This is a genomic window from Pseudarthrobacter sp. fls2-241-R2A-127 (assembly GCF_030209355.1).
In the GTDB taxonomy this organism is placed as follows: domain Bacteria; phylum Actinomycetota; class Actinomycetes; order Actinomycetales; family Micrococcaceae; genus Arthrobacter.
Genome location: NZ_JARVSF010000045.1, coordinates 81,613 through 97,668 on the forward strand (window position 1 = coordinate 81,613; position 16,056 = coordinate 97,668).

The 16,056-nt window shown below is 66.8% G+C and carries 17 protein-coding genes; 9 read left to right on the forward strand and 8 right to left on the reverse strand.

The genetic code is table 11. The features are described 5' to 3' along the window. Positions 1–42 precede the first annotated feature (42 nt). From QRN53_RS20655 to QRN53_RS20675, 5 genes are all read left to right on the forward strand, one after another. The gene (locus QRN53_RS20655) at positions 43–1,317 is read left to right on the forward strand and encodes an MFS transporter (RefSeq protein ID WP_285245680.1); all 1,275 of its coding nucleotides are present in this window, start codon (positions 43–45) and stop codon (positions 1,315–1,317) included. A 137-nt stretch (positions 1,318–1,454) separates the two neighbouring features. Then, entirely contained in the window at positions 1,455–2,063 is a 609-nt protein-coding gene (locus tag QRN53_RS20660) for a TetR/AcrR family transcriptional regulator (RefSeq protein WP_285245681.1), read from the forward strand. A gap of 287 nt (positions 2,064–2,350) precedes the next feature. Then, a complete protein-coding gene (locus QRN53_RS20665; RefSeq protein WP_285245682.1) occupies positions 2,351–3,550 on the forward strand; it encodes an NAD(P)-dependent malic enzyme in 1,200 nt (399 codons plus the stop codon). Positions 3,551–3,643: 93 nt separating this feature from the next. Next, positions 3,644–4,147 carry a DUF456 domain-containing protein gene (locus tag QRN53_RS20670; protein WP_285245683.1) on the forward strand — a complete coding sequence of 168 codons (504 nt, stop codon included), beginning with the start codon at positions 3,644–3,646 and terminating at the stop codon, positions 4,145–4,147. 41 nt (positions 4,148–4,188) lie between these two features. Next, positions 4,189–5,166 carry a tetratricopeptide repeat protein gene (locus tag QRN53_RS20675; protein WP_285245684.1) on the forward strand — a complete coding sequence of 326 codons (978 nt, stop codon included), beginning with the start codon at positions 4,189–4,191 and terminating at the stop codon, positions 5,164–5,166. On the opposite strand, the gene QRN53_RS20680 is transcribed toward QRN53_RS20675, so the two are convergent. Next, positions 5,163–5,804 carry a LysE family translocator gene (locus tag QRN53_RS20680; RefSeq protein ID WP_285245685.1) on the reverse strand — a complete coding sequence of 214 codons (642 nt, stop codon included), beginning with the start codon at positions 5,802–5,804 and terminating at the stop codon, positions 5,163–5,165. The genes QRN53_RS20675 and QRN53_RS20680 overlap by 4 nt on opposite strands. A 106-nt stretch (positions 5,805–5,910) precedes the next feature. Here QRN53_RS20680 and QRN53_RS20685 point away from each other — a divergent pair, with 106 nt between their 5' ends. After that, complete coding sequence (locus QRN53_RS20685; RefSeq protein ID WP_285245686.1) at positions 5,911–6,366, forward strand: Lrp/AsnC family transcriptional regulator; 456 nt, start codon at positions 5,911–5,913, stop codon at positions 6,364–6,366. A gap of 7 nt (positions 6,367–6,373) precedes the next feature. Here the strand turns inward: QRN53_RS20685 and QRN53_RS20690 are convergent, their stop codons facing one another. The 5 genes from QRN53_RS20690 to QRN53_RS20710 form a co-directional block, all read right to left on the reverse strand. Further along, complete coding sequence (locus QRN53_RS20690) at positions 6,374–6,523, reverse strand: hypothetical protein (protein WP_285245687.1); 150 nt, start codon at positions 6,521–6,523, stop codon at positions 6,374–6,376. A gap of 63 nt (positions 6,524–6,586) precedes the next feature. Continuing rightward, the gene (locus QRN53_RS20695; protein WP_285245688.1) at positions 6,587–7,027 is read right to left on the reverse strand and encodes a hypothetical protein; all 441 of its coding nucleotides are present in this window, start codon (positions 7,025–7,027) and stop codon (positions 6,587–6,589) included. Between the two features lie 14 nt (positions 7,028–7,041). Then, positions 7,042–7,554, reverse strand: coding sequence for a hypothetical protein (locus QRN53_RS20700; RefSeq protein WP_350224191.1), 513 nt, complete (start codon positions 7,552–7,554; stop codon positions 7,042–7,044). A 170-nt stretch (positions 7,555–7,724) separates the two neighbouring features. Next, on the reverse strand, positions 7,725–9,215 hold the full coding sequence (locus tag QRN53_RS20705; RefSeq protein WP_285245689.1) for a WXG100 family type VII secretion target: 1,491 nt from the start codon (positions 9,213–9,215) through the stop codon (positions 7,725–7,727). A gap of 64 nt (positions 9,216–9,279) precedes the next feature. Beyond that, entirely contained in the window at positions 9,280–9,738 is a 459-nt protein-coding gene (locus tag QRN53_RS20710) for an Lrp/AsnC family transcriptional regulator (RefSeq protein WP_285245690.1), read from the reverse strand. A gap of 326 nt (positions 9,739–10,064) precedes the next feature. Here QRN53_RS20710 and gluQRS point away from each other — a divergent pair, with 326 nt between their 5' ends. After that, positions 10,065–10,955, forward strand: coding sequence for a tRNA glutamyl-Q(34) synthetase GluQRS (gene gluQRS, locus QRN53_RS20715; RefSeq protein WP_285245691.1), 891 nt, complete (start codon positions 10,065–10,067; stop codon positions 10,953–10,955). 9 nt (positions 10,956–10,964) lie between these two features. Next, positions 10,965–11,567 (forward strand): phosphohydrolase, encoded by a 603-nt coding sequence (locus QRN53_RS20720; protein WP_285245692.1) that lies wholly within the window; start codon positions 10,965–10,967, stop codon positions 11,565–11,567. Here the strand turns inward: QRN53_RS20720 and QRN53_RS20725 are convergent. Both QRN53_RS20725 and QRN53_RS20730 read right to left on the reverse strand, forming a co-directional pair. Further along, positions 11,564–12,880 carry an ATP-binding protein gene (locus tag QRN53_RS20725; protein WP_285245693.1) on the reverse strand — a complete coding sequence of 439 codons (1,317 nt, stop codon included), beginning with the start codon at positions 12,878–12,880 and terminating at the stop codon, positions 11,564–11,566. The two genes, QRN53_RS20720 and QRN53_RS20725, sit on opposite strands and share 4 nt — an antisense overlap. Positions 12,881–13,003: 123 nt before the next feature. Further along, positions 13,004–13,951, reverse strand: a complete 948-nt coding sequence (locus tag QRN53_RS20730) for an L-lactate dehydrogenase (RefSeq protein ID WP_285245694.1) — start codon at positions 13,949–13,951, stop codon at positions 13,004–13,006. Positions 13,952–14,040: 89 nt separating this feature from the next. Here QRN53_RS20730 and ggt point away from each other — a divergent pair, with 89 nt between their 5' ends. Continuing rightward, positions 14,041–15,873, forward strand: a complete 1,833-nt coding sequence (gene ggt / locus QRN53_RS20735) for a gamma-glutamyltransferase (RefSeq protein WP_285245695.1) — start codon at positions 14,041–14,043, stop codon at positions 15,871–15,873. The last annotated feature ends 183 nt before the right edge of the window (positions 15,874–16,056 follow it).

Consider the following 16,056-nt stretch of genomic DNA (forward strand, 5'->3'; position numbering starts at 1 on the left):
GATTCCCACCGCCAACCGGCCGCACCAGGGGGAGCCAAGCCAATGAGTCTGTCCAAGAAGCCGTCGCCGCTGGACGGCACGGCTGCCGCGGCGGCGCTTGCCGAGCCGGTGCAGAAGGTCACCGCGCGGTGGGTGACCGGCCTGGTGCTGGTGAATGTGGGCATCAATGCCGCCTTCTTCGGCCCCATCAACGTATTTATCGGCCAACAGGCCATCAGCATCGACGCGCCCGGCAAGGAAGCCATCCTTTCCCTGGTCACGGCCTGCGGTGCCGCCGTGTCCCTGGTGGCCAACCCGCTTTTCGGCGCTCTCTCTGACCGGACCACCTCGCGCCTGGGCCGCCGCTCTCCGTGGGTGCTGGCAGGGGCTGTACTGGCCACTGCGGCACTGCTGGCGATGTCATTTTCCAGTGCCGTGGCGCTCATGGTGCTCTTCTGGTGCCTGGTGCAGCTGGGCGCGAATGCCGCCTACGCCGCCATCACCGCCGCCGTCCCGGACCGGGTGCCTGTGGCCCAGCGCGGCGGAGTGGGCGGGCTCGCGGCGATGGGCCAGACCCTGGGTATCCTCACCGGCGCCGTTTTCGGTGCGGTGGTAACCGGCAACTTCATGGTGGGCTACTGGTTGTGCGCCGCCGCCCTGCTGCTGTCAGTCCTGCCGTACCTCTTCCACCGGAATGATCCCGCCCTGCCAAAGTCGGAACTGGAGGCTTTCCGCCCCCGCGCTTTCATCAACGGCTTCTGGATCAGCCCGCTGCGGTATCCGGACTTCGCCTGGGCCTGGCTGACACGGTTCCTGGTGAACGTGGGCAACCAGCTCACCATCGTGTACCTGCTGTTCTTCCTGCGGGATGTGATTGGCTACCCGGATCCGGCTGCCGGAGTCCTGGTCCTGACGGGCATCTACGCGGTGATGGTGATGATTACCGCCGTGCTGGCCGGTCCCTGGAGTGACAGGGTGGGCCGGCGGAAGCCGTTCGTCATCGGCTCCTCCGCCACGATCGCCATGGCGGGGGCCATCATGGCGTTCTTCCCCGTGTGGCCCGGCGCCCTTGCCGGGGCAGCGGTGCTGGGCATCGGCTTCGGCGCGTACCTCGCGGTGGACTTCGCGCTGCTGACCCAGGTCCTCCCGTTCGCCGTCAGCAGGGGCAAGGACATGGGCGTCATCAATGTGGCCAACTCCCTGCCGCAGGTGGTTGCCCCGGCCCTGGCGCTGGTGGCCGTAACGTTTGCGGGCGGCTACCGGACACTGTTCCTCGCTGCCGCCGTCATCGGTCTTTTGGGTGCTTTTTTCGTGGTCAAGATCAAGGGTGTGGACTGACCCGCAGGAGGCGGAAAGTAAGCCCGCTGACCAACCTGCTCCGCGCGGTTGCCGTATAGTTGAACCGGGCTGCAGGGTGGTACGGAAGTGGGGGCACTCCTGGCCGCAGTCCCCTAAAACACAACCCCGGAATGCTGATGCCCGAGACTTTTTCAGACCATCCGCCCATGGCCGCCCGGCCTTCCGCTCCCCGCCAGCGCCTCCGCTACGCGCGGATCCTCGACACCGCCGCAGGGTTTGCCCGCAAGGGGCTTGACGCCGTGGAGCTGTCCGAAGTCGCAGAAAAAGCCGACGTGCCGCTGGGTACGCTCTACCGGTATTTCCCGTCTCCCACCCACCTGATGCTCGCGCTCTTCCGGCAGCAGCTGGACGAGCTGCAGGCCGGCGCCCGCGGATCGTCTCCGCGTTTCCGTGGCCGCGCCCTCTCCGGCCTCGTGATGGAGATTTTCCACATGCGCGTCATGCAGCCCGCAGTGGAACAGTGCCTGAGCCGGGGTGTCTACCTGCCGGAGCGTGATACCACCGAGCTCCTGCGCGAGATCGATGCCCTCAGTGAGAAGCTCGTAGCCGGCGCCTGCGGCGATGCGGTGGGCGCGCGGGTCCTCCTCCTGACCGTCACTGGTCTGGTCCAGTCCGTGCGGAATCGCCGCCTTTCCCTCTTCGAGGCCGAGGAAGACCTCAAAAAGGCGTGCGGGCGGTTGTCTCCGGGAGCCGAATCCGGATTCACAGTGACCAAAACCGCGTAACTGGTCTAGACCAATAGGCATTTAAATACGCCATAATGCCGTGATCTGAGTCACTAAAGTGGCTGGTTAAACCTTTTGGCAGCGGACTAGGCGTTCTCCAACGTCCCGCGGGGACTTTGGGTGCTGCCTAACATGGGGTCACCGGAGCGGCAGGGCGGAAACACCCCCGGCGTTCCCCCTGGACCCGCCACCCTTGGGTTTCCTGTCGCACTACTTTCCCCGCTGGGCCCGGCCGGGCTCCAGCTCCATGTGCCGTGCGCCCACGGCGAGCACCAGGAGACAACGACGTGTCCATTGACGCAGTTACCGCCACCGACAATTCAGCAGCAACAGCCCTGACCGACGACGAAATCTTCGGCGCGCACCAGGGCGGCAAGCTGTCCGTGACCAGCACCGTTCCGCTCTCCAACAAGCGGGACCTGTCCATCGCCTACACCCCGGGTGTAGCCGAGGTCAGCCGCGCCATCCACGCCAAGCCTGAACTGGTTCGCACCCTCACCTGGGCGGAGCGCCTGGTGGTCGTGGTCAGCGACGGCACAGCCGTCCTGGGCCTGGGCAACATCGGCGCCAGCGCCTCCCTGCCCGTCATGGAAGGCAAATCGGCGCTCTTCAAGACCTTCGGCGACCTCGACTCCATCCCGCTGGTCCTCAATACCACCAACGTGGACGAGATCGTGGAGACCCTGGTCCGCCTGCGCCCCAGCTTCGGCGCCGTCAACCTCGAGGACATCTCCGCACCGCGCTGCTTTGAACTCGAGGAAAAGCTGATCGAAGCGCTGGACTGCCCCGTGATGCACGATGACCAGCACGGAACCGCCGTCGTGGCCCTCGCGGCCCTGACCAATGCCGCCAAGGTGACCGGCCGGAGCCTCGAAGGGCTCAAGGTGGTGGTGTCCGGTGCAGGCGCCGCAGGCATTGCCGTCGCTGAGATCCTGCTCGCCGCAGGCGTCACCGACGTCGTCCTGCTGGACTCCCGCGGTGTCATCAACAGCAGCCGTGCCGACCTCGCCGCCGATACCGCCAGCAAGAAGGCGGACATCGCAGCGCGCAGCAACCCCCGCGGCATCACCGGCGGCCCCGCCGAAGCACTGGCCGGCGCGGACGTTTTCATCGGCGTTTCCTCCTCCAAGCTCGCCGAGGAGCACCTGGCCCTGATGAACCAGGACGCCATTGTGTTCGCACTGTCCAACCCGGACCCCGAAGTCCTGCCCGAGGTAGCCGTGAAGTACGCCGCTGTGGTGGCCACCGGCCGGAGCGACTTCCCCAACCAGATCAACAACGTCCTGGCCTTCCCGGGTATCTTCCGCGGCGCCCTGGACGCCGGCGCGCGCCGCATCACGCCGGCCATGAAGCTGGCCGCCGCCCGCGCCATCGCCGAGCTCGCCGCAGAGGACCTGTCGGCGGATTACATCGTGCCCAGCCCGCTGGACCCGCGCGTTGCCCCCGCGGTCACCGCGGCCGTCGCCGCGGCAGTGGAAGCGGAGTAGGTCCGCGCCTGGGGACAGGCAACGACGGCGGTGCCTCCTTGCGGAAGGAGGGGCCGCCGTCGGGCTTTTAACGGGCGCCCCTAGACTGGGGCCATGACCTCCGAAGCCGTGGTGACCATCCTGTGTGGCCTGGGAATCCTGGTGGGCGTGGCGGGCACCATCATCCCCGTCCTTCCCGGCAGCGTGCTGGTGGGCATCAGCCTCCTGGCCTGGGCCATTTGGGGCGGCGCGGGGACCGCAGGGTGGGTGGTCTTCGCGGTGGCCATGGTCTTTGTTGCTGGCGGCATGACTGCCGGCGCCGTGCTCACAGGCAGGAAGCTCAAGCAGCATGCCATCCCCAACCGCAGCATTGTGGTGGCGCTTGTGGCGGCCGTGGTGGGGATGTTCATCATTCCCGTGCTGGGACTCTTCGTCGGTTTCGCGGCCGGGCTGCTGGTCAGCGAATTCCTCCGCACCGGCAATTTTCCGACGGCGGCCAGGTCCAGCTGGGCTGCCTTGAAGGCCACCGGCCTGGGGATGCTCGCCGAATTCGGGCTGGACTGCCTGGCCGCCAGCACCTGGGTGGTGGGGGTGTGGATTACCGCTGCCGGCCGCTGACCGCCGGGCCGCCCCCGCCCCTTCCCGGTTAGCATGGAACGATGAGCGCCGGGGACACCGCACCGATCTACTGGGACAGCCGCGACCTCACACCGTTCGGGCACGCCCAGCTGCGGACCCCGGTCCACGACCTCGCCGGGGGAGTGGGCGGCCTGCTCACCGGGGTGCTGGGCGGACGGAACCCGGCCCTGCTGTCCATCGACGGAGAGGTGCCGCGGCTCAAGAGATTGCCGTCAAAACCGGCCAGGGCCGTCCATGAGGCCGTCTTCACCAGCCGGGAACCCGAGCGGCTGATCTACCTGGCCCGGACCTACCCTGGCTGGGCCGGGCTGTGTTACCTGATGGCCGGCCTGCTCGAGTACAAGCACGGCGGCTACCTCCGCGCCTCCGAGCTCCTCCAGCGCGGCCTGACCACCAGGAACGACGAGGAGGCCAACCGCTACTCATCGACCTACCTCACCAGGATCCTCACCCGGATCGAGCTGGCCGAACGGGTGGAAATCCCGGTGCTGTTCAGTGAGGAATCTGTATTCCTGGCCTTGGCCCACTCCCTGCGCGAGACAGGCCGCACGGAAGCTGCCCTGGACGCCCTGGCCGGCCTGCCGCCGTCGCTCCCCATGGCCCTGGCCCGCTGCTCGCTGGCCCTGGACCTGGGCCGGAGCCGCACGGTCATCGACTGGACGGAAGGGTTGCTGAATGCTGATGACCTCTCCGCCGCCCTGCTCCTGGTCCGTGCCCGGGCGCTGCGCCGGGAAGGGCGGCTGGACGCGGCACACCAGTCCATCGCCGAGGTCCTGCGCCGCCGCAAAACGCACCTGGCGCTCCGCAACGATGCGCTGACGGACCGTGCGTTGCTGGTGCTTGATTCAAGCCGGCGGTCCCTGAACCCGCGCGACTGGGGACGCCGGCGCGGGGACCCGGAGCCGCAGCGGGAAATCGGGGCGCCGGTGCCCATCCGCAAGGATGAGGAAATGCGGCGGATGTGGGAACAGGACTGGAAGGAACTCAGCGGGGACTAGGCGTGGCCTGCCAGGAAGGGCACCAGCTGTTCACCGAGAAGCAAGCCCCCCAGCGCCACCATGATGATGCCGCTGGCAAGGGTCACCACGCGCGCAGCGCCCGGCCTGCTCTGCAGCAGCGTCCTCGAAAGGAGCGCCACCGCCGTGTACACCAGCCCCGCCAGGGCCACGAATGTCATGCCCAGCAGTCCCGATTGCACCGGCACCGGCAGGGCGGCATCGGCGCTGACGAACTGCGGGATCAGCGCCACATAGAACAGCAGCCCCTTGGGGTTGATCCCGCTGGTGCCCATGCCCTGCAGGAAGGTGCGCAGCTGGGTTCCTGAGCCGCCTGCAGCCGCGGCGCCAAAGGTGGCGCCCCGCCAGGACCGGAGGGTTCCAATGCCGAGCCAGAGAAGGTATGCCGCGCCGGCAAGGGTAATCCAGCCCAGGAGGCCTGGCATTCCGGCGAGCAGGGCTGCCAGGCCGGCCACCAGCAGGACGGTGTGCAGAACGTAGCCGCCGCATAGCCCGGCCACTGCCGGCACGAAGCTGCGCTGCCGGAGGCCGGCGGCGATGGTGTAGGCCCAGTCCACTCCCGGCGTGCAGGCCAGGGCTGCGGCCACCACGATAAAGGCCAGGAACAGCTGGGGATTCACGTGGTTCTCCTGTCGACGGTGTCTCAAGAGCAACCATAGGGAGAATCGCGCCATAAGTGCTGTCCTGTTTTCGCTCGCCTCGCGGTAACCGCAGTATGTTTATTGCGTGATAGATCGCATCGACAGAAATATTTTGCGTTACCTCCAGGAGGACGGCAGGATGACCGCCACCGCGCTCGCCGCAAAGGTGGGCCTGACGGTGGCGCCGTGCCACCGCCGGCTGCGTGACCTGGAGCAGTCCGGCGTGATCCGCGGCTACAAGGCGGACATTGACCCGGCCGCCGTCGGCCTGGGCTTCGAGGCGATCGTGTTCGTCACCCTGCGGCAGGTGGACCGTCCCACCATGGAGATCTTCGAGAACCGGGTGGCGGACAACCCCAACATTGTGGAGGCGCAGCGGTTGTTCGGTTCCCCCGACTACCTGCTGAAGATCATCGCCGCGGACCTGCCTGCCTACCAGCGCTTTTACGACACCGAACTCACCTCTTTGCCCGGGGTGGAGCGGCTGACGTCAACGCTGGTCATGAAGAACCTGAAGTCCAATGCGGGGCCGCCCGTGTAGGAACGGCCTACGGCCTGCCCGTGGACGCGATGCCGGCTTCGGCGTCAGGGGTGTAGTACTTGTCGGCAAGCTGCACGGAGTAGACGAACGTCATCCGGCCGGTGTCGTGGTTGGAAAGAATCTCTGCGGAAAAGACAGTCCCCGTTTTGTTGCCCATCCCGGGAATCCACTGCTCCTTGCCGGCGCCGTCCTTGAAATCGGCGCCGATGGGCTCGGCGTCCTAGAGAATGACGAAGCCCAGTTCATCTGCGGCCCGCTTGATTTCCCGGTTCGCGTCCTGCGCGTCAGGGTAGTTGACGAAGATATCCACGTGGTCAACCATGTTGTCCGCACCGGGCCGGATACGGATGGTGTCTGTTGACATCTCAACCACGCCGTTGGGGGCGGTCATGCTGACATCAATGAGCTTGCCGGAGTCAGCCGCGACCAAAGCCCCGTCCGATCCTGCCGGAAACCCTAAGGCAGACATCCCCACCGGCCGTTTGGTGAAATCGAAGAAGGCCGTTCCGCTGCTCTTGATGGCATCGATGCCCTCCGGGGTGAACTGGGAGTTGCCGTTAGCCACGATCGCTTCTTTTTCGATCGGATCTGTTCCTGGGACCACGCCGCAGGCGCTCAACAGTGCAGCAACGAGGAAGGTCAGGATGAGGCGGAACTTCATGGCGCACCGACGCCCTACGCCAGTGGGTTGACGTGGACGATGATGACCTGAACGTCCTTCGAGCCGTCATAGCGGAGGTCGTAGTTCACCTCCAGCCCGGTGCTGGTACCGGAGGTGATGGAGAAGTCGCTCTTGGTGCCGGGGTTCCCCTCCACGCTGCTGATCCAGCGTTCGGCGGACGCCGGGTCCACCCCGTACTTCTCCACGCCGTCACGGATGAGGCGGATGTATTCCTCCAGCGACGTGGCGGTGAGGAAGTAGGTCACTTCCCGGAAGTCCGGCCGCGACTGGGTGGTATTGAAGCGGATGCGGTCCGTTTCGCCTTGGATGTCGCCGGATGGACCCGCGATGGTGAGGGATATTTTCCCGGTGTCCCGCATGTTGATTTCGGGCCCGAAGCTGTCTTCGGCCAGCAGCACGGAGGCTTTTTGGAGCGTTCCGGACCGCATGTCCAGCCGCGCGGTCCTGCTTTCCCGGATGGCGTCCACGCCGGCGGCGTCGAGGGTGGAGAAGTCGGAGGTTTTCACGGTGCTCCCTGCGGAAGGTTGGACGGTGGACGTTGGACTGGCCGGTGTGGGGGCGGCTGGAGTGCAGCCTGCCAGGGCAACGGCCGCGAGAAAGGCAACGCCTGCACCGTGGGCACGGGCGACGGCGGGTATGCGCCTGCGTGCCCGGGCCAGGGCTGGGTGCGGCGCCGTCACTGGTGGACCTCGGCGTCGAACCCGTTAAGGAACCGGTCCATGATGTGGGGAATGTTGTTGGTGGGCCGGTACTGGTCCACCCGGCCGTCGAAGTCCGAGCCGATGATCTGCGCGGCGCGCGCCGGATCGGAAGCCAGCAGCCGTTGGTAGGCCGGGAGGGTGTCCTGCCGGATCAGTTCCCACCGCTGGTCTGCGTTGGCGATGTTGCCGTCGGGGAACCCTGTGGTGAAGTCGGTGCGGAACTGCGCGGGGTTGTCCCATGAGGTGAAGGGAATGTTCTCCGGACCGGGGCTTTCGACGCTGAAGCTGTATGGGAAGACCTCCGGGTAGCTCCTGGCGCCGGGGATGGAGGGTTCGCCCGCGAGTGTCACCATGTACGTAACCGCTTCGCCGCCGGGGTGGGCGCGCATCCTGTCGTAGTCGTCCGCGATGATGTCGTTCTGCTCCCGGTAGAGCAGGGCGGTGTTGCCTTCCTGCACTCGGCCCGGGTCCCCGGAGTCGATGTCGGCCCAGGCCCGTGCCGTCTCCGGATCGATGGCGCCGGAGTCGCGCAGCCGGTTGATCTCGTCGAGGCCGCCAGTAAGGTAGGCCTGGTGCTGCCGGGCCTGGTCAAGGAAGATTTCCTTGTTCATGTCCAGCATGCTGGTTTCGTAGAAGCGGATCTCCTGGTCTGACATGCCGGCAAGCTGCTCCAGCTGGTCCAGGACGGGCAGGGGAATGTCCGCGGCCGGGTTGTTGGCGATTTGTTGTGCAAGATCGCGCAGCATGGCCATGTCGCGGAATCCGCCGGCGAAGGACGGCCCGATCATGTTGGCCATTCCCGCCCACTGCAGGTCCGGGTTGGCCAGGTACGCCTGGCCATAGAAGTCGTAGACGCTGCGGATGGTCTCCCAGTTGTACTCGGTGCCCTTGGCGGTATCCCAGTGGGACGGGTCGATGCCCAGCTGCTGCATGGCCTGGTTGTTCCAGTAGGAACCCAGGAAATCCGCGTACTCGGGCGATTTCTTGTCGATCAGCCCCGAGTCAGCGGCGGCGTCCATGGCCGCCTTGGCTGCGTCCGGGTTCTGGAGTGCCCATTGTTTGAACGCGTCACTTTGCAGGTACTGGAGCCGCTCCGCGGGTGTCATGGAGGTGAGCAGGTCTGTCAGTTCCTGGCCCGTCCCGCCGCCGGAGCCGCCTGTTCCCCTGCCGCCGGAGTTGCCTGCGCCGCCGGATCCGGCGCTGCTGGCCTTTTCCTGCTCGTCGGCATTCGCCAGCAGTGCCTTGGCGGCCGCTTCGAGCCCTGCAGTCGCCGACTTCAGCAGCTTTGCGTGCGAGGAAGTCCAGTCATTGCGGAACCTGTCGCCGTCGCGCCCTTTCCAGAGCCCGGAACCAACGCTGCTGCCAAGTTGCTGGCCCAGGGCGTTGAGCCTGTTGGCGCCGGCGCCAAGGTCTTTCGCCAGCTGCCGGAGCTGCGCCACATCGGCGCCATAAAAGTTCCCCGCCACATTTCCCCCCGTTGAATCCTCCTGCCAGCCTAACCGGGCTGCCGCGCCCCGGCGATGGGGAGGACTATCCTCCCAGCAGGCCGGTGGTTCGGTACGGGATGACTTCGCGCAGGAACATGCTGGTGGACGTGCGGACGATGCCCGGGCAAAGGCGGATCTCCTCCGAGACGCGGTAAAGATCGTCAGGGCTTTTCGCCACCACCCGGATGAGGAGGTCCGTGTCTCCCGCCGGCGCGTGGCACTCCAGTACCTCTGGGATCTTGCGCAGCGCCGCGATGGCCTCGTTGAGGTGGCTCTGGTCCAGTTCGGCGCTGACGGCTGCGGCCACTCCCCGGCCGAGGGCTGAAGGGAGGACACGGCTGCTGTTGGGGCGGAGCGCGCCTGATGCCGTCATCCGTTCCAGCCGTGACTGTACAGTTCCGCGTGCCAGGCCCAGCTTTTGCGCCAGCACCAGGATGGGGACGCGGGGGTCGTCGTCCAGGGCGGCAAGGATCCGCTTGTCCGTTGTGTCGAGTTCCTGCATTCTGACCACTCCCTGCCCACCGCGCCCTCAGAAATTGATCAGACTGATCAACAGATGGCCTGCTTGTTGTTCCAACTGTATGAGGTCTGCTGGAATAGTGGCAACAAGGGCAAAAGCTACCGCTGGTCCCCGCAGGCTACAGGTTTCCCGGCACACCACCCGGCAGCTTGGACACCGCTTCCCGCAAGGAGGCCGCCGCTGAATGAGGCTTGTTCACACCATGCTCACTCCGCAAACACGGCAAGAGCCCCTGAGCTACCGACGTCGGATTTCCGCAGTCATCGGTAGCTGAGGGGCTCTTGTGTCGTTCCGTTTAGGGTTGGTTCATGACCTCCGCCGGCCGCTTTGCCCCCAGCCCCTCCGGTGAGCTGCATGTGGGAAACCTGCGGACCGCCATCCTTGCCTGGCTGTTTGCCCGATCCACCGGGCGCAAGTTCCTCTTGCGCGTGGAGGACTTGGACCGCGCCCGTGCCGGAACGGAAGCGGTGCAGTTGCGCGACCTCTCGGCGATCGGCGTGACCTGGGACGGTGACGTAGTCCGGCAGACCGAACGCGGAGCGGTGTATGACCGGGCGATCGCCCGCCTCGAAGACGCCGGACTGACATACGAATGCTTCTGCACCCGCCGGGAAATCCAGGAGGCCGCCTCCGCACCGCATGCGCCCCAAGGCGCGTATCCGGGAACCTGCCGGAACCTTGACCGGGCCGAGCTGGAATTCAGGCGCTCCACCCGGCCCGCGGCCCTCCGGCTGCGCGCGGACGTGGCCGAATTCACGGTCCACGATGCCCTGCACGGCGAGTTCACCGGGGTGGTGGATGACCTGGTGCTGCGCCGCAATGACGGGGTGACCGCCTACAACCTCGCGGTGGTGGTGGACGATGCCGCGCAAGGCATAGACCAAGTGGTCCGGGGTGAGGACCTCCTCCCGTCCACGCCGCGTCAGGCCTACCTGGCCTCCCTCCTGAGTATTCCCGTTCCGGAATATGCCCATGTGCCCCTGGTGGTCAACCGCGACGGCGCGCGGCTGGCGAAACGCGACGGCGCAGTGACCCTGGCGGACCTGGCAGCCACCGGGATGGACGCAGCCCGGGTCCGGGACCTCCTTCTAACCTCCCTGGGGCTGACCCCCGGCCCGCTCGCGAACGCACTGGCGGCCTTCAGCCCCGCCGCGCTGCCGCGGGAGCCCTGGGTGTGGCCGGGGATGGCAGACGCGTAGGCTGATCCCATGCCCGAAACAGAGCCTTCCGCACCGCGCTTCACCGTCGAGACCGCCAAGGTCCTCGCCGAAGTTGCCCACAACCGCCAAAAGGACAAACTCAAGCGGCCATACCGCGAGCACGTCCTGGCCGTAGGGGACGCGCTGGCGGATTTCGACGACGACATCCGGATCGCCGGCTACCTCCACGACATTGCGGAGGACACCCCGATCACCCGGCAGGCGCTGCTGGACATGGGCGTCTCCGAGCGCGCCGTGGACATCATTGAACGGGTCACCAACCGGCTGCACGCAAACCCTGATGACTACCTGTCCGGCATCCATGAGATAGCCGAGGACCACGACGCGACGCTGGTCAAGATTGCCGACAACGCCCACAATTCGCTGCCCGAACGTGTGAAAGCCCTCGCAGAAAAGTGGCCCGACAAGCCGCCGGTCACCCGCTACGACGACGCGCGGCCGGTGCTGTACGCCGCGGTTCCGGTGGAGGAAACCCGCAAGATCCTGGCCCGGATCAACCCCTGGCTGCTGGAGGAATTCGACGCCATGCTGGATGAGGACGACGACACCGACTACGAGAACCTCTCCTACGACGACGTTTCCGGGGACTAGACCCGGCCCAGCGTTCCGATGTCCTCCAGGAAGTCCGCCTGCACCTCCGCGCTGACGGTGGTGCGGGTATCGCCGATGGCATCAAGGTAGTCCTGGGTCGAGGGACCCTTCCTGACCGCCTCCCGGACGGAGACCTCGCCGCCGGACGCCAGCCCGCCGTCGTCGTACACCGCTTTCTCCAGCGCCCGCTGGGAAGCACTCCGCGCGGCGTACTCGATGTCCGCCGGGGAGAAGCCTTCGGTCCGTTCCACCAACAGCTCCACGTCCACGGCGTCCACCACGGCTGCCGGGATGAACCGCTGCCACATCGCTTCCCGTGCCTGCCGGTCCGGCAGGCCGATCGGAATCACGTAGTCGAACCTGCCGTGGCGCAGGAAGGCGGAGTCCAGCGCCCGGATGAAGTTGGTGGCGCACACCAGCAGCCGGCCGGGCTGTTCCCGGAATGCCGGAATAATCTTGAGCAGCTCGTTGGTCACGCCCTGCAGCGGAGACGGCGGATCCCCGGCCCGCTGGGAGGCGATCTCCTCCACCTCGTCGATGAACACCACGGCGTGCTCCAGCTCGGCGATTTCCAGGAACGTCTCGCGCAGCGCTCCCGCCAGGCCCTGGGGATCGCCCGCCAGCCGGGACGGGAACACCTCCACGAACGGCCACTCGAGCCGGGACGCGATGGCCTTGGCGAAGGTGGTTTTGCCGGTGCCGGGAGGGCCGAAGAGGACGACGGCGCGCGGCGGCACCACGCCGAATTCGTCCGCCAGGTCCGCCTCGGCCAGTGGAAGCACCAGGCGGCGTTCCAGCAGCTCCTTTTCCTTGCGCATGCCGGCCACGTTTTCCCACAGGTCGCGGGCCAGGACCCGGCCGCCCAGCTGGCCCAGGGCGCCAAGTTCCTGGCGCTGGACCGGGATGGTGCGCTCGAAGTACCGCAGGTTCTTCTTCAGTGCGAAGCCCCTGCCCAGGAAGGCCTCCACCCGGGTTTCGGACTCCGGCATCAGCGCCGAGAGCTTGTTCAGCCCGTGCGGGGCCATGCGGTTCTCGACGGCGGCCAGCAGCGAGGTGCCGATGCCCCGGCCGCGGTACTCGGGCAGGGTGGCAAGGAACACGATCCAGCCTTGGTCGTGCGCGGCGCGTCCGACGGCGGCACCCACCACCTGCTCACCCTGCACCGCCACCACGGCGTGGTCCTTTTCGCAGGACGCAAGGACCTCGGAGAGGGCGTACACGGGTTCGACGTTGTCCGCCTTCAGGGTCTCCCAGAGGTGCAGGATCCCGTCCAGGTCCGCCGAGTGGAAATCCCTGATCCGCCAGTTGGTCATCGCTTGCTCCTGTTGGTTCGTCGTTGAGCCAGTGTGGACATCTCAGGTGAGCATATGTGAAGCGCGCAGCGGGAGGGTTGCGGCGGCGTTGCATGACGCCGCCCGCCCGCACGCCTGCACCGCTTAGACCCCCAGCCGGTCCATGGTGTTCCGCAGGGTGTCGGCGGAAAGCTGCAGGGCTTCCAGTTCACCGCTGTCCATGGGTGTGTCCAGGACCCGGTGCACTCCGCCTCGGCCCACCACGCTGGGAAGGGACAGTGCCACGCCCGAGATGCCGTACTGCCCGGACAAGACCGTGGAGACGGGCAGGACGGCATTGTCGTCCCGAAGCAGCGCCTCCACGATGCGGGCGCCGGAGAGGCCGATAGCGTAGTTCGTCGCTCCCTTCCCGGCGATGACCTTGTAGGCGGCCTGCACCACGTCCCGGGCCGTGGCGGCGAGGCTGTCCGAGGTGAAGACCGGGCCGGCGTCGTCCGTCCAGTCGCGGATGGGGACGGTCCCGATCGTGGCACCGGACCACAGCGGAAATTCGGTGTCGCCGTGCTCGCCCACCATGCTGGCATGCACGCTGGTGACGGAAATACCTGCCCGGCGGGCCAGCAGCCACCGCAGCCGGGACGTGTCCAAGACGGTGCCGGAAGAGAAGATCCGCTCCGGTGGAAGCCCCGAAATGCGCTGGGCGGCCACCGTCAGGACGTCGCAAGGGTTGGTGACCAGGACGTAGACGGCGTCCGGAGCCCGCGCAAGCAGCGGCGGCATCAACTGCTCGAGAATCCTGACGTTGGTGCCGGCCAGGTCCAGGCGGCTTTGGCCGGGGTTTTGCTTGGCGCCCGCGGTAATCACCACCACGTCGGCGCCCTCCGTGACGGCGATGTCCCCGCCGCCGTCCACCGTTGCCGAGGCCGCGGCGAACTGGCTGCCGTGGGCAAGGTCCAGGGCCTCCGCCTCAGCCTTGGAGGCATTGACGTCGAACAGGGCGATGCTGCTGGCCGAGCCGCGGATCAGCGCGGCATAGGCCAGCGATGTGCCAACGCTCCCGGCCCCCACCACTGCGAGTTTGGATCCTGCCATGGTTCCCCGTCCTTCCCGGAGTCGTTGAGTGTGTCGTACCCGGAGGGTAGCGTGGCCCACATCACGCAAACCCCCACTTAGGAGCCACCATGCCACATTTCGGACGCCGGCTCGCCGCTGTTACTGCGGCGCTTGCCATCGGCGTGACCACCGGGGCCGTCAGTCCCGCTGCAGCGGACCCCCGGCAGACCGACAAGAATCCCACGGCCACCGGTTACGGCGGCGCGGTCAGCACAGTGGACCCGGAAGCATCGGCAGCAGCCATCGAGGTCCTCCGGAAGGGCGGGAACGCGGTTGACGCCGCTGTTGCCGCCGCAGCCACGCTGGGCGTCACCGAGCCCTACAGCGCCGGCATCGGCGGAGGTGGCTATTTTGTCTACTACGACGCCAAGTCCGGAAAGGTCAGCACCATCGACGGCCGCGAAACGGCGCCCGCGGGGATCAAACCGGATGCCTTCATCAACCCCGCCACCAGCAAGCCCTACCCTTTCACCCCGGAACTGGTCACCAGCGGCGTCTCCGTGGGCGTCCCCGGAACGCCTGCCACGTGGGAACGCGCCCTGGAACGGTGGGGGAGCATCAGCCTCGGGGACGCTCTGAAGCCGGCTATCAAAGTCGCCGACCGGGGCTTCGTGGTGGACGATACGTTCCGCAACCAAACCAAGGACAACCAGACCCGGTTTGAGGCGTTCACGTCCACCAAGGACCTGTACCTCCAAGGCGGCAAGCTGCCGGAAGTGGGTTCGGTCTTCAAGAACCACGATCTCGCCGACACGTACCGGATGCTGGCCCGCGACGGCATGGACGCGTTCTACACCGGCCCTCTCGCGGAAGAAATCGCCAACACCGTCCAGAATCCGCCGAAGTCCCCGGACACCAAGCTTCCCGTGCCCGTGGGGTCCATGACGGCGGAAGACCTGGAGAACTACAAGGCCGTGGACCAGGACCCCACCCACGTGAACTACCGCGGCTATGACGTCTACGGCATGGCGCCGTCCAGCAGTGGCGGCACCACCGTGGGGGAGTCCCTGAACATCCTGGACGTGTTCGACCTGCCGGCGTTGAAAGCTGACCAGCCGGCCGTCCTGCACCACTACCTCGAAGCCAGTGCCCTGGCCTTCGCGGACCGTGGGAAGTACGTTGGCGACCCTGCCTTCGTGAAGGTCCCGACGAAGGCCCTGACGGATCCCGTTTTCGGCAAGGAACGAGCCTGCGAGCTGGATCCCAACCATGCGGCACCCAAGCCGGTGCTGCCCGGCGATGTCACGTCCTACGACGGCACCTGCCCGGCCGGCCCGGCCGCGGCCGCCGACGAGAAAGACACCGAAAACATCTCCACCACCAACATGACCGTCTCGGACAAGTGGGGCAACGTGGTGGAGTACACGCTGACCATCGAGCAGACCGGCGGGTCCGGCATGGTGGTTCCCGGCCGCGGCTTCCTGCTCAATAACGAGCTCACCGACTTCTCCACGGTGTACAGCGCCACTGATCCCAACCGCATCGAGCCGGGCAAGCGGCCGCGGTCGTCCATGTCGCCCACCATCCTCCTGGAGGACGGCAAGCCCTTCCTGGCCTTGGGCTCCCCGGGCGGCTCCACCATCATCACCACGGTGCTGCAGACCCTGGTCAACCGCATTGACCTGGGCATGAGTACGCCGGACGCCATCGCGGCGCCCCGCGCCTCCCAGCGGAACACGGCCAGTGTCACCGCTGAGCCCGCCTTCATCGACAAGTACGGCACGGCGCTGACGTCCCGCTTTGGCCACAAGCTGACTCCCTCCGGCGACTCGTTCACGTCCGCTTCGGAGATCGGGGCAGCCACCGCCATCGAGTTCCTGAAGGACGGACGCACCCTGGCTGCCGCGGAACCCGTCAGGCGCGGCGGCGGCTCGGCCCTGGTGGTTACGCCGTCGAAGTGACGGGCAGGAACCGCCGTTAAACCCCGACGGCGGCACCCAGGTTCCATAATTCCGGAACCCGGGTGCCGCCGTCGGACGTTCTAGGGCACTACTTCTTGAAGGTGTCAGCCGCCGCGTTGGCAACCACCGGGGAGGTGCCGGTGTAGCCGTCGCGGGTTTCGGCGATTTGGCGGATGCGGTGGC